General features: G+C 39.2%; 10 protein-coding genes. 4 read left to right on the top strand and 6 right to left on the bottom strand.

Features of this window, described 5'->3' with window-relative positions; translation table 11 throughout:
* Positions 1–161 precede the first annotated feature (161 nt).
* Positions 162–674, top strand: coding sequence for a translation initiation factor IF-3 (infC, locus tag AACU25_RS12175; RefSeq protein WP_096729654.1), 513 nt, complete (start codon positions 162–164; stop codon positions 672–674).
* 209 nt (positions 675–883) lie between these two features.
* Positions 884–2,035: a DNA polymerase III subunit beta gene (gene dnaN, locus AACU25_RS12180; protein WP_096575924.1), complete on the top strand. Its 1,152-nt coding sequence runs from the start codon at positions 884–886 to the stop codon at positions 2,033–2,035.
* 291 nt (positions 2,036–2,326) lie between these two features.
* Here the strand turns inward: dnaN and AACU25_RS12185 are convergent, their stop codons facing one another.
* The 6 genes from AACU25_RS12185 to AACU25_RS12210 form a co-directional block, all read right to left on the bottom strand.
* Entirely contained in the window at positions 2,327–5,644 is a 3,318-nt protein-coding gene (locus tag AACU25_RS12185) for a GAF domain-containing protein (RefSeq protein ID WP_096575926.1), read from the bottom strand.
* 437 nt (positions 5,645–6,081) lie between these two features.
* A complete protein-coding gene (locus AACU25_RS12190; RefSeq protein WP_045869790.1) occupies positions 6,082–7,254 on the bottom strand; it encodes a TRC40/GET3/ArsA family transport-energizing ATPase in 1,173 nt (390 codons plus the stop codon).
* Positions 7,255–7,305: 51 nt separating this feature from the next.
* Positions 7,306–7,449 (bottom strand): hypothetical protein, encoded by a 144-nt coding sequence (locus AACU25_RS12195; protein ID WP_190445628.1) that lies wholly within the window; start codon positions 7,447–7,449, stop codon positions 7,306–7,308.
* A gap of 13 nt (positions 7,450–7,462) precedes the next feature.
* Complete coding sequence (locus AACU25_RS12200; RefSeq protein ID WP_096575928.1) at positions 7,463–7,855, bottom strand: C6orf136 family protein; 393 nt, start codon at positions 7,853–7,855, stop codon at positions 7,463–7,465.
* 207 nt (positions 7,856–8,062) lie between these two features.
* On the bottom strand, positions 8,063–8,632 hold the full coding sequence (locus AACU25_RS12205; protein ID WP_096575930.1) for a hypothetical protein: 570 nt from the start codon (positions 8,630–8,632) through the stop codon (positions 8,063–8,065).
* A gap of 152 nt (positions 8,633–8,784) precedes the next feature.
* Positions 8,785–10,179, bottom strand: a complete 1,395-nt coding sequence (locus AACU25_RS12210) for a serine/threonine protein kinase (protein ID WP_096575932.1) — start codon at positions 10,177–10,179, stop codon at positions 8,785–8,787.
* A 450-nt stretch (positions 10,180–10,629) separates the two neighbouring features.
* On the opposite strand from AACU25_RS12210, the gene AACU25_RS12215 reads away from it, so the two are divergent.
* Both AACU25_RS12215 and AACU25_RS12220 read left to right on the top strand, forming a co-directional pair.
* Positions 10,630–12,207, top strand: coding sequence for an ammonium transporter (locus tag AACU25_RS12215; protein ID WP_096575934.1), 1,578 nt, complete (start codon positions 10,630–10,632; stop codon positions 12,205–12,207).
* Positions 12,208–12,316: 109 nt separating this feature from the next.
* Entirely contained in the window at positions 12,317–13,606 is a 1,290-nt protein-coding gene (locus AACU25_RS12220; RefSeq protein ID WP_096575936.1) for a metallophosphoesterase, read from the top strand.
* Positions 13,607–13,665 lie beyond the last annotated feature (59 nt).

Genomic DNA, 13,665 nt, shown 5'->3' on the forward strand with positions numbered 1-13,665 from the left:
CAGCCAAGTCAGCTATTCAAGCATGAAAATCGGTTTTTCTTATACCCCATGCCCTATGCCCTATGCCCTATGCCCATTTTCAAGTAAGAAAGTATAGGGTTATCACGTCTTAGTTCCTAGTGAGGTTGTGTTACATTAGCAGTACTTGCATTTGCAAAGTATTGAAAAACAGAGAGGAAACCATTATCGCAGTCCAAAAGCAACTAATTAACTCACAAATCAAGGCACCTCAAGTCTTCTTGATTGACCATGAAAATAACAATCGCGGTCTAGTAGATACATCTGAAGCTCTACAACTAGCGCAGAGTGTAGAGCTTGACCTAGTTTTAGTTTCCGAGGGCAAAGACGCTCCAGTTGCCAAGATACTTAACTATGGCAAGCTTCAGTATCAAAAGAAAAAGCGTCAAGGACAGAGTGCTAGACCGACAGTCAAGGAAGTTAGACTTCGCCCAAATGTTGGTGTCGCTGATTACAACTTACGCATTCAGCAAGCACTAGCATGGTTGAGTAAAGGCGATTCAGTGAAGTTTGCCATTCGTTTACGAGGCCGAGAAAATCAATATCGTGACAAAGCTGGAGAACTATTAGAACGCATTGTCAGCGATTTGAGTGAAGTAGGTAAAGTTCAATCACTCGATAAACGTTCGTTGATTGCTCAAGTTATTCCTGCTTAGACTACGCGCACTAAAGCGTTTGTCAAATTCTTTGATTAACTGATAAATAATTGATCGCTTACCGTTCTTGCCAGTCAGGGACGGTTTTAAATTGTGTTTTACCAATCTACCTGGCAGTTTTAGAATCAAAGCTGCTTAGTAAAAATGTACTAATTTACTAAAAATATTTCTAGAGTGGTACTATAGACACTCACAAGCTGAATCTCACCATGAAATTAGTTTGCGCCCAAAGCGACCTTAGTACAAATCTTTCACTTGTTAGCCGTGCTGTACCCTCACGTCCGACACATCCTATACTTGCTAACGTACTGCTACAAGCAGATGCACAAACTAACCAAGTAAGCCTCACCGCCTTCGATCTCAGCTTGGGTATCCGCACTAGCTTTAATGCTGAGGTATGGGAAGGAGGAGCGATCGCACTTCCTGCCAAAATTTTGGTAGACATTACCTCGCGTCTGCCAGAGGGAGAAATTACTCTAGACGATGAGTCAGCAACCTCTGGCGGAGAAGGTATAATTATGACGCTCACACCCAAGAGTGGACATTACCAAGTACGGGCAATGGGGGCGGAAGAGTTTCCTGAATTACCGATTATTGAAGATACTGAACCACTGCAATTAACTGCGGCGGCGTTAATTGAGGGATTAAAAGGCTCATTATTTGCTACTAGTGGTGATGAAACTAAGCAGGTACTCACCGGAGTTCATCTGACAGTGAAACAAGATACCTTAGAATTCGCCGCTACTGATGGACATCGGTTAGCAGTAGTAGAAACTACTAATGAACGTCCAATTGAAGGTAGTAGCCAGCTAGAAGTCACAGTACCAGCAAGAGCCTTACGCGAACTCCAGAGGATGTTACCTCATAGTTCCTCTGATGATGAGCCTGTAGCTTTATATTTGGATCAAGGCCAAGTGGTGTTTGCTTGGAAAAATCAACGCCTAACTAGCCGCACATTAGAAGGTCAATATCCAGCTTATCGGCAACTGATACCGCGTCAATTTGAGCGACAAGTAACTATTGATCGCAGACAATTCTTGAGTACATTAGAGCGAATTGCCGTACTAGCCGATCAAAAAAATAATATTGTGAAAGTTAGCATTGATAGCTCTCAGCAAGAAATTACTTTATCTTGTGAAGCTCAAGATGTAGGTAGCGGTAGAGAATCAATGCCAGCACAGATATCAGGAGAAAATATAGATATTGCTTTTAATATCAAATACCTCATGGAAGGATTGAAAGAATTGCCTGCTTCCGAAGTGCAAATGCATCTCAATCAGAGCTTAACCCCAGTGATTTTTACACCACTAGGTGGTTTGAAAATGACCTATTTAGCTATGCCTGTGCAGTTGAGAAATTAATATCAAGTCCAGCTAATTACTTACGATATGGTTGGTTTTGTTGGTAATCGGTAATTGGTAATTGGTAATTCTTAAACTGTATTTTTCTTTCCCATTAACCATTACCAACCTTCACAGATATGATAAGTTTTCAAACGGACATGATATAACAGGTATTTTTTTTTTAATTCATTTCAAATCTAGTAGGGTGTGTTGTCACGCAGTGCAACGCACTAAATCATGATTAATAATAAAAGGTGCGTTAGCCTACGGCATAACACACCCTACTAAAATGCATTTTATTAATCAATTTTAAATATGATGATGGCTATTTTGATCAATAGGAATTTCAATCCAGAATTCTGTGCCTAACCCTGGCTCAGATTCACAATTAAATATGCCGCCATGTTTATCTACCACAATCTTGTAACTAATTGATAATCCTAAACCAGTACCTTTTCCTACTGGCTTAGTAGTGAAAAATGGGTCACAAATTCGGGATCTCAAAGATTCTGGGATTCCAGGGCCATTGTCAATAATGCGAATTACCACACTTTTAATATTGCCCTTCATTTCTCCAATAGAAGTATAGATAGTAATTAGTCCTTTATCAGGTTTGGATATTGGCTCACGTTCATCCTCTAGAGCATCGATCGCATTGCTCAAGACATTCATAAATACCTGATTCAATTGTCCGGCGTAACACTCTACTAGGGGCAAATCGCTATACTTCTTGACTATCTCAATTGCAGATTTGTCTGGTTTTGCTTTCAGGCGATGTTGCAAAATTAGCAGAGTATTATCAATTCCTTCATGAATATTAACCGCTTTCATTTCCGCCTCATCGAGACGAGAAAAATTCCTTAAACCTAAGACAATTTGGCGGATGCGATCAATGCCTACTTTCATGGAAGAGAGAGTTTTGGGCAAATCTGCTGTGATGAATTCTAAATCAATCTCTTCAGCCCTCTCCTGCATATCAGGGCTAAGATTTGAGACTTGCTGTTGATAGAGTTGCAACATACTGAGTAAATCTTCAGCATATTGGCTGACGTGGAGCAAGTTACCAGAAATAAAGTTGACAGGGTTATTAATTTCATGGGCGACACCTGCAACTAGTTGTCCTAGTGAGGACATCTTCTCAGTTTGAATGAGTTGGGTTTGGGTTTCTTGTAACTCGTGCAGGGCTTGAGTTAGCTGTTCTGTTTGCTGCTGCGTTTGCAAGAGTAAGTCAACTTGTTGCAGTGCTACCCCCAGCTGATTGGCAATTTGGGCTAAAAATTGAATTTCTGAGAGTTCCCAGTGGCGGGGTGCAGAGTTTTGATAAGCCGCTAGTAAACCCCAAAGTTTTTGCCCAATAAAAATAGGTGCGATCGCATAGGCTTTAACTTGATATCGCTCTAAACACTCAATATGACATTCACTATGCCCTACCTGATAGATGTCATTGACTGCAAAGGTTTCATTGTGGCGATATCGTCCGCCTTCGGTTTCTTGCAAATAAGTATCTTGCCAAAATGAGTTGATGGTTCCACCTACCAGTTTTTCCCAACCTGCAACAACAAACTCAGCAATAAACTCACCACTCCAATCTGGGAGAAATTGGTAAACAGCTACCCGATCTGTCTGCAGCGATTGGCAAATTTCTTGAGTCGCAGTTTGAAAAATAGCATTGAGGTCGAGGGATTCGCGGATTTTTGTGACAACTTCAAACAAGACTCGTTGTTGTTCGGCTGCTTGTCGCAAAACTATTGCTTGTTGCTGTGTTTGTGTCAGTAACTCAGCTTGCTGGAGTGCTACCCCTAGTTGCGCTGCAATCTGGCTGAGAAAGTTAACTTCCGAGTCCAACCATTGACGCGGGCCAGAATGTTGATAAGTCGCTAGTAAACCCCAAAGTTGTTGTCCTAAAAAGATAGGTGCAAGTACAAAAGCGTAAATTTGATACTCTTCTAAATTGTCAACATGACACTGAGTAAAATCTTGATGGTAAATGTTATCTACCGCAAATGTTTCGTTAAAGCGGTAGCGTCCTCCCTGTGTATCTTGTAAAAAGGTGTCATTCCAAATTGTATTGACTCCCAGTTTGGAAGAACTTGACCAGTGGGGGCTAGCAACTTCAAAATCTCCCACAAATTCACCACCCCAATCAGCATCAAAGCGGTAAATAGAAACGCGATCGGCTTTGATTAATTGACAAACTTCTTTAGTCGTAATTTGAAAAATAGTTTTAGTATCAAGAGACTCGCGAATTTTGGCAATTACTCCAAATACAGTTTGTTGTTGTTCCGATGCTTTTTTGAGTTCAACTGTGCGCTTTCTAACTTGTTTTTCTAAGCTACTATTAAAAGCTTCTACCTGTTGGTATAGTTCATATTGCTGAATTGCTGAAGCAAAATGTTTACCAATTTCTCTGGCCATTTCTATCTCTTCAACAGTCCATTTTTGCACTTGTGCTGTTTTAGTTTCGCGCCAGACATCAAAAGATAAACGTGGGTAAGTTTGCCTTTGATCGGAATCGAATCTTCCCGCCCATAAGGTTTCTGTATCTATTTCATCTCGAAAAATACTTAAATAACCTACTAATTCTTGACGATACTCTAGTGGAATCATCAAAATACTGCGAACTTTTGTAGGTTGAAAAGCAATTTGTACTGTTAGTAGATGAGGCGTTTGGTATATGTCTGAAATTGCCCAAACATCATATTTTCCAGATGCATAGTGTTCTTGCCAGACATTATATTGCTCTATGAGTGGATACACATTTGGTTGTGGCATCACAGGTTGCTGTCCGCAAATATAAAGCCTGACACAATCACTTCCTGGGATTAAACATTCTGTAAAGGGCTGAAAACTACTGTTTTGAAAATTAAAAGCATTATGTCTGATACAAAGCCGACCGCCAGAACCTCCGAAGGCAGCAACAGCCTCTTCTAAAGCTGGCTGTAATACAATTGTGGGCAATGAATGCAGTAAAGTTGCAATGCGGTTAATACTAGCTTCCCGTTCGGCTTTGTTATGGGCTAGGGTGAGGAGATTACTTTGAGCGATCGCTACTGATAATTGATCTACTACCATCTGTACAGCTTCTAGTTCCTGCTTGCCAACCCCAAAGCTTTCGGAGTGATGCGATACCAACAAACCCCAAAGTTGATCTTGATGTAAAATTGGTGCTGCTAGAGAACACTCCACTCCCATCGCTTTTAAGTATTTGAGATGGCAAGAATCTACAGTGCGATAATATATGTCTTCTGCGATCGCTTCTCCTGATTCCAAAACAGTTAAAAAGCTGTGACCAATCTGCTGCTTCTCAACATCAACAATAGAACGCACTCGTGACTTGACAAACAGTTCTCTAGCATAAAGCGGTATATCATCCGCCGGAAAGTTTAGCCCCAAAAGTGATGGTAGCCTATCTTGATAAATTGATTCAGCAATGACCTGACCGCTACCATCGTCATGGAATTTATAAATCATCACCCTATCAGTACCTAGTAGCGATCGCACTTCCGTTGTTGTCGTTTTGAGGATCTCTTCCAAATTTAAGGTGCGACGAATACGGTCTGTGATGCGGCGTAATAAACCTTCTTGCTCAAGGTTTACCCGTGAGTCTGGTTTGGCGATCGGAGTCATTGCTTTTACTTAAATAATTTTTCGGTCAGAAAAAAACTAAAAATTAAAAAATATCTATATCTGAAAATATTATTAAATTTATTGTTTCATGTGTCTTCAGTAAAATTACTGGCTAATAATTGTTGATAAATTAGGTTTAAATTTAAAAAAACATCATATTTTTTTATAGTAAAAATATGATGTTTACTGCTCTTTTAATCCGATTTATTGCTGATAATTGAGATTTATCAAAGTGTGGTATATTTAAAAGTCTCTGAAAAATTATAGAAAATAAAAATCATTAATAACATCTGGCTATTAAGCCTTTACCAAAAATTATACTTATCTATAGTGTAAGAAGATACATTTTAAATACTTAATAAACATAATTTGCGCTTAAAAATGCTTAATAATATTTAATTCTGCTGATATATCCAGCAGAATTAAACTTGTACATATTAGGCAAAACGGATTTTTAGATAATCTTCATCCATTTTTGCACCTGAGGGTTGGAGCGCTGCCAGCGCTTGCGGCAACACTAAATTACGGCGGTGGTTACCAATCGTAATATTTAGTTCATCTCCACTTTTACTCAGTTGAACTTGATTTTTAGGAATCCCCGGTAAATACAGTTCTAAACTGTATTGGTTATTTTCTTGAACAACTCTAATAGTTGTTTCTTTGTGATAAACCTGTGTGGGATCTTCATCCTGATAAAGGGTATCTTTCAACCTTTCTAAGGCGGCTAGACCACACATCTCTTCTGAGAATAGGGGTATTTCCTTGATAGGTAAAGGATGAAAGTCATCATAAATTTGCTGACGATATTGCTGCTGATTTTCTTTCCAACGTTGGAAAAATGGGTCTTTCACTTCCGGGGGAATGATGCGATTAGCTACTACTAAATCGGTGGCAACATTATATAAACTCAGATAGGCATGAGCACGCAAAGACTCTTTAATTACCATCTTTTCTGGGTTAGTAACTAAGCGCACGGAAGTTTGAGTGTTGTCCGTTAATACTTTCTCCAGAGCTTCAATTTGTTCATAAAACTCATAAGGAGCATCCATTACCTCTTTATCTGGTAGAGAAAAACCAGCAATTGGTCGAAATAGAGGTTCAACCAAAGGGCGAAGTGCAACAGAGATATTTTGGAAGGGTTTGTAAAAACGGCGCATATACCAGCCACCGACTTCTGGTAAACTCAGCAGTCGCAATGCTGTCCCTGTAGGAGCAGAATCGATAATCAACACCTCAAAATCGCCTTCATCATAATGGCGTTTCATTCTTACCAAGCCAAAAATCTCATCCATGCCTGGTAAAATGGCTAATTCTTCTGCTTGTACCCCTTCTAAACCTCTAGCTTGTAAAACTTGGGTAATGTAACGCTTCACAGAACCCCAGTTTCCTTCTAGTTCTTGTAGTGCATCTAGTTCCGCACCCCACAAATTTGGGCGAATTGCTTTTGGTGCGTGTCCCAATTCCAGATCAAAGCTATCCGCTAGGGAGTGGGCGGGATCTGTACTCAACACAAGTGTGCGGTAGCCTAATTCTGCACAACGGAGTCCAGTGGCCGCTGCTACAGAGGTTTTGCCAACGCCACCCTTGCCTGTCATTAAAATTACCCGCATGAATGATTTTTTCCTGCCTGAGAATTGTTTACATTTATTTACCTATCTCTATTATCGACTGTTTGCAGGGAATAAATGCTGTTGCTGCACATCCAGGGGCCTAAAGTTGCCAAACATGGCTTGAGAAGAGAATTCAGCTTGGTGGGAATAATGGCTGCGATCGCTGATCTGGAGATTTTGACTTGTCCACAACATTTTAATGAGCGGCTTACTGAGCAGTTTTTAAAGCAAATAAATGTTGCTTGATCACATCCAAACGCGAACAGTTCCAATAATCAATGTGAGAAACAATCAAACCTTCAGAGTTAAGACGTAATTCACTCCAGCCGGAAATTGATATTCTTGGTTTCCAAGGTAAGGGGCTATTCCAGCTAAGTGTCCACTCTGTTTTAATGGTGTCTCCCAGAGATTGGATATCATGTAAATCCATTTTGAGGTTTAAAAACGCAACCTTAATGAAATTAATCATCAGTTTATAGCGTTGTATCCCACGAAATTTAAACACAGCATCTTGGAAATAAACATCTGGAGCATAAATGCTGTAAGTTTGATTAACTGGGAATCTTTGATAGTCTTCTTTGAGAATTGAAATTATATCCATATATTGAAAAAGCTGAAGTATGAAAATGAAAAAACAAAACTAGATTCAAAAGTCAAGTTTATAAACAGTTATTCATTTTGAATTTTGCGGAAAGTTGCGTGCGGTGAACCACTTGCGGTGGACGGGTTTCCCGGCATAAGCAAAGTGGTGAATCCGAAGGAGGGTTCCCCCCGTTGAGCAAACTTTCCAAGACGAATTTTGATTTTTCTATGCTTCTATTTGATTCCACCAGCGTTCTAATTGATATTGCCATACAGCTAGTACTTGTTCCCGTGCTTCTGGGGTTTGCTCAATTTCTCCTAATAATCCTTCTGTATAGAAACGTTCCAGATTTTGCATTGTAGAATGCAGGGATTGTCCTTGCTGTTTTGCAGCTAAAATAATTTGTCGAATGCGGCTTTCAATGAGTCGATTGAAAACATCATTTAATCCAGTTTCATAAAGAGATGTGAGTTTAGCGATCGCACTAGACAAATCCTCTTTTACCAAAGTGCTACTATTATGCTGAAACACGCCCCATACTACCCCTTCATATAAAGCGTAGCGAACCTCTTGGGTTTCATCAAAGTTAGCTTCTAGGAACTGTTCTAAAAATTGTTGGGCTGCTTCTATGGGCACAATGGGCAATAAAATCCGCAACCAGGTATTATCTTCGGCAAGTAGCACCAACAGCCGAAAACTCTCAGTTTCTACTTGCCACGATCCAGGTGCGATCGCACTCACTGCTGCTGTACCAAATAATTCTGCTAGCGTCCCCGCTATTTCTTCAGGTTTCATAGGTAATTTTTTCGTATATACCTAGGGTAACGCTTTCAGGTATCAAGAGTAGCGGGCATCTTGCCCACCTCACAAGAGTTATATGATCATTTTTTTATCTTATTTATCTGCAATCTACTGTAAAAATATTTATCATCCAAAAAAAATTATTCTTATTGAGCTTGGATGACTCTGATTGTTTCCACATAATCAAAATTCTTTTTCAAAATTTCGGTAATTTTATTTTTGAGACTGGAACTGATTGCATTATTATTTGCCAATCTAATATAGATATTTAAGTCGCAATTAAACTGTGTGACTTTTAAATCTTGAATTTGCTGGAATTCTAAATCTTGGCTATTCACTACTTTGTAATCTTGCAAAATTTGACGTGCATCCCAAGCTAGAGCGCTATCATCGGTTGTACCAGTCTCCTTACGGATTTTACATTTGGGATTTGATGTACTTGTGGTTGCAGGTGAAGGCTGATTTCCTGGCGTAGGAGGACGGTTTGGTGATTTGATTGCCATATATCCCAGCCAGGCAACTGATAAAATTACTATCATCCCAACAGCTTTTTTAAAGCTTAACCACTGTTTAATATGCGTCTGCCGTTCTAAATCTTGTTTAATTTCTTCTAGAGTCTGCAAAATCTCGGCTGTATTTTGTGGGCGTTTTTGATAATCCAATTCCATGAGTCTATCAATTAAATCTGCAAAGTTTTTTGATATATGTTTGGCACTATTTCTCCAATGTAATATTCCAGCATCATCTCTAGAGAATTTATGAGGATGAGTGCCAGTTAGTAGATGCACAAATGTCCGACCTAAGGCGTAGAAATCTGATTGTGGTACAGGGTTTCCTGCTTCTTGCTCTGGCGCTTGGTAACCACTGCCAATAATAGTTAAATTTGTTGTTGTAGATGCTTGGGTGATTGTTGTAACACTATCTAAATCAATTAAAATCAGTTCTTCGGGTTGATTTCTCAGCATAATATGTGATGGCTTGATATTTTGATGATAAAACTGTTGTTGATGGAGTCTACTTAAAATGGTTACAAGTTGTTCTAACCATTGAATGGCTTTCTGCTGAGTTAGAGGTAAATTAGTTTTATTACTCAACCATTCTTGTAAATTTTTTCCATCAATCTTTTCCATCACCAAGCCGTATGCTGGCGTTAAATTTTTCGGAAAATCAATATGGAAATATCCACCTTTTCGGACTTTTGGTAGACCGGGAAACCGATGATTGATCAAAAAATCAGCACCTTTGTTAAAGCGACTGAGTGCTTCTGGATTATGGGTATATAAAACTTTAATAACTTTTAACTGATTTTGATTGCTGATATCTACAGCATTATATAGTTGACATTGTTGATTTTTGCTTTCCTTCAATACATTAATTATTCGATACTTGTCATTTAACAATAAAGATGCACCACAAGATTGGCAACGACTCTCATCTTTGCTTCTTTGCGGATTTTGGCAGTTTGGGTTGATGCATAAGCAATATTCTTTGTTATTATAATTCTGCTGTTCTGGGTCGCCAAATGAGTTGAAGCTTGCCATTATGCGGGAAATAAAGTAGTAAAAAATTTATAAACAGGTATTTACTATTGAGTGTTGACAATTTAAAAGCTTGATAATTTTAATTGAATATATCTAGAATAAAAAAAGTTTTTACTTAATTTAACAATTAGAATTTGTTCAACTGATCAATAAAAATTTTATTTGAGTTTAATGACCGCAGTCTGCAATTATTGGTAGACAAAGTAGATAGTAACTTTGTGAAGTTTTATCGATACTTGAAATTTGGTTTATTAACTGTAACCTTTAATACAAATATTTGATTAATTTACACACTAATGCTTGACTAATGGGTATTGTAAATTATATATTATCACTCTAATTCCGCAAAATATTGTCGAAATTTTTACATTAAAAGTAATTTCCAAAGCGGTATAAATAATTAACAACTTAGAATAATCAAGTTTATCTATCAAACTCTTGTTATTTTCTATGCCTCAACCTGAAAGCCAGAAAGCAAGGCGAAAAAGAAGCTTGCTTTTAAAATATGCGTGTTTACTTGTAGTCACCGCGATCGCACTGTTGTGGATATCTAGTGCTACTGCGGCTACTCCTTTTACAGATAGTCCAGCAGTTGCGGAAAATACTCAGTGGGTACTATTAACAGGGTGTTTAGTGTTCTTTATGAACGCTGGCTTTGCAATGGTAGAGTCAGGTTTTTGTCGCAGCGCTAACGCCATCACTGTGCTAGCTAAAAACCTGATTGTGTTTGCTATTGCCACCGTAGCTTATTGGGTTTTAGGTTTTGGGTTCATGTTTGGTGATGGGAATGATTTTATCGGTACCAATGGTTTTTTATTACCACCAGACTTGAGTCCCCTCACAGGAAAAGATTACCAAGGAGTTTTCAACTCCTTAAAATGGGCAGCTATTCCACTAACTGCTAAATTTTTCTTTCAGTTAACCTTTGCTGGTACTGCTGCAACTATTGTTTCTGGTGCTGTTGCAGAACGAATTAAGTTCTCAGCGTTTATGACTTTCAGCTTTTTATTAGTGTTGACTTATTCCATTACTGGACACTGGATTTGGGGAGGCGGTTTTCTCTACAAGCTGGGTTTTAGAGATTTTGCTGGTTCCACCGTAGTTCACTCAGTTGGCGGCTGGGCTGCTTTAATGGGAATTTTATTATTACAGCCACGTTTGGGAAAATATAGAAGATTTAACCCAGATGACAAACGTACTTGGCGAGACACAACCTTTTACGGCAAAAAAATCATTTCCATGCCGGCACATAACCTCAGCAGTGCTACTCTAGGTTGCTTTATTCTTTGGCTGGGGTGGTTTGGTTTTAATACTGGATCAACACTAACAGCTAATTCTCAAGCGATCGCTCATGTGCTGTTAGTAACTCTCATCGGTGGTGCAATGGGTGCAATTGGTGCCACTTTTTGGTCTTGGCAGTTTTATGAAAAACCTAGCCTCTCATTCATGGTGAATGGCATCTTAGCTGGTTGTGTCAGTATCACAGCTTCTTGTGCATTTGTGAATATTCCCAGTGCGGCTTTTATTGGCTTTTGTGGTGGCGTATTGGTTGTATATGCAGCGATTTTCTTAAATAAATGCCAGATTGACGATCCAGTCGGTGCTGTTCCTGTTCACCTTGTATGTGGAATCTGGGGAACCTTAGCAGTTGGGTTATTTAGCCAAGATCCCAGCAGTTACAGTTGGTCTAAACAGTTTTTTAATCTTGATAAGGGTGGTTTATTCTTTGGTGGAGGGATAAATCTCTTATTGACGCAAATATTTGGGATTGTAGTAGTTGGTGTGTTTACCTTTTTATTTAGTGCGATCGCCTGGATTGGCATCAGCTATTTGATATATGCCGTCTCTGATACCTCTGGTGCTGATTTTAATGTTTCCAAATCTCTCAGAGTGTTCCCTCAAGAAGAAGTTGTAGGTCTCGATAGTTTGTTTGCTGAAGGTAATAATATCAAACGCTTAAAACGAGAATATATCCAGGCTCAGAGGCAGAGACGTTCTTGGGAGCGAAAATATAATATTCGCGAATGATGACTACTGCTAGTGGCAAATCCCACAAATGAGTGATTGTTTCTAAGTGTAGATTATTATAAAAAAGTCATAATTATCATCACATTTAGATTAAATCTTCATCCAGCGGATGTACATTCTCCATTTGTCCGATCTGCACTTTGGGACTCTCAATGATGCCAAACTCTGGCAAAGTCAGTTGGCACAGGATCTGCGAGGTCTCAAATGCTTGAGTATTGATGCTTTAATTCTCTCTGGTGATATTGCCAACAAATCTACTCCTGAAGAATATGCATCAGCTAAAAATTTTTTAGATAATTTTTGTGAAGAGTTTCCTATCAAGCGTCAGAATGTTGTCATTGTTCCTGGTAACCACGATCTCAACTGGATTCTCTCGGAAGATGCTTACACACTAGTACGACGCAGGAACTATTCAGGTTCGGTAGATAGTAATCGGATTATTGATCAAGGTGGAGATGCGATCGAAGTTAGAGACGAGGAGCAATACCAACACCGATTTGACTATTTCAGTAAATTCTATGAAGATGTCACAGGAGAACCCTATCCTTTAACGGATGATCTCCAAGGCATACTGTATCCTCTTGCAGAGCAAAAAATACTTTTTTTGGGTCTAAATTCGGCATGGGAACTAGATCATTACTACAAACAGCGAGCCAGTATCAATCCCCAAGCTCTAAGTAATGCCCTGAAGAAAATTCGCCAAAATTCAGAATACAACAACTGGCTGAAAATTGCTGTTTGGCATCATCCCCTCAACAGCAATTCAGAAGATCGCATTAAAGATCATGGTTTTATGGAACAGTTAGCAGAAGCTGGGTTCCGTCTGGCTTTACATGGTCACATCCATAAAGCAGACAATATTCTCTACCGTTATGATCGCAGTATTGGAGGCAGAAAAATTGAGGTGATTTCTGCTGGCACTTTTGGGGCACATACCAGAGAATTGGTCACAGGTTATCCCTGGCAATATCAGCTGTTGAAGTTAGAGAACGATAAATTAACGGTTTATACGCGCAAACGGGAAGAATTGAATGGTGCTTGGAAGCCTGATGGTCGCTGGACAACAGGAGACGGAGTTACTACTTTGTCTTTCTATGAAATTGATTTGGGGTCTCAGCAAATACCTAAAAACGAGCAACCCATTTTAGAAACTCAATCAGCTGCTTCTAGAAGCTTAACAAACTCAGAACGAAAACGTTTAGAACAGCGACTAGATGCACTTCAGGTACAGTGGCAGCTAACAATGGACTTGTTGGCGCAACTGCGGAAAGATTTGGGATTTCAAGCAGACGCAGCCGTTAAATTCCAGTTACAGCAACAAATAAAATCTGCGGAAACTCAACTCTCACAGTTAGACACAGAGTTGACCGAAATTGAGGAAAAGCTAAAAAAGTCATAGACCTCCAGTTAACTGATCAACCGGAAACTGGAGGTGAAGAAGAAGTACAAGATGAGGAA

It is taken from the genome of Tolypothrix tenuis PCC 7101 (assembly GCF_963874875.1).
Lineage (GTDB): Bacteria > Cyanobacteriota > Cyanobacteriia > Cyanobacteriales > Nostocaceae > Aulosira > Aulosira tenue.

Excerpts from the sequence above, each read along its gene's own strand:
- AACU25_RS12185 (WP_096575926.1), bottom strand. The coding sequence starts at position 5,644 with ATGACTCCGATCGCCAAACCAGACTCACGGGTAAACCTTGAGCAAGAA.
- AACU25_RS12220 (WP_096575936.1), top strand. The coding sequence starts at position 12,317 with ATGTACATTCTCCATTTGTCCGATCTGCACTTTGGGACTCTCAATGAT.
- AACU25_RS12215 (WP_096575934.1), top strand. The coding sequence starts at position 10,630 with ATGCCTCAACCTGAAAGCCAGAAAGCAAGGCGAAAAAGAAGCTTGCTT.
- AACU25_RS12210 (WP_096575932.1), bottom strand. The coding sequence starts at position 10,179 with ATGGCAAGCTTCAACTCATTTGGCGACCCAGAACAGCAGAATTATAAT.
- AACU25_RS12205 (WP_096575930.1), bottom strand. The coding sequence starts at position 8,632 with ATGAAACCTGAAGAAATAGCGGGGACGCTAGCAGAATTATTTGGTACA.
- AACU25_RS12190 (WP_045869790.1), bottom strand. The coding sequence starts at position 7,254 with ATGCGGGTAATTTTAATGACAGGCAAGGGTGGCGTTGGCAAAACCTCT.
- AACU25_RS12200 (WP_096575928.1), bottom strand. The coding sequence starts at position 7,855 with ATGGATATAATTTCAATTCTCAAAGAAGACTATCAAAGATTCCCAGTT.
- dnaN (WP_096575924.1), top strand. The coding sequence starts at position 884 with ATGAAATTAGTTTGCGCCCAAAGCGACCTTAGTACAAATCTTTCACTT.
- AACU25_RS12195 (WP_190445628.1), bottom strand. The coding sequence starts at position 7,449 with ATGTTGTGGACAAGTCAAAATCTCCAGATCAGCGATCGCAGCCATTAT.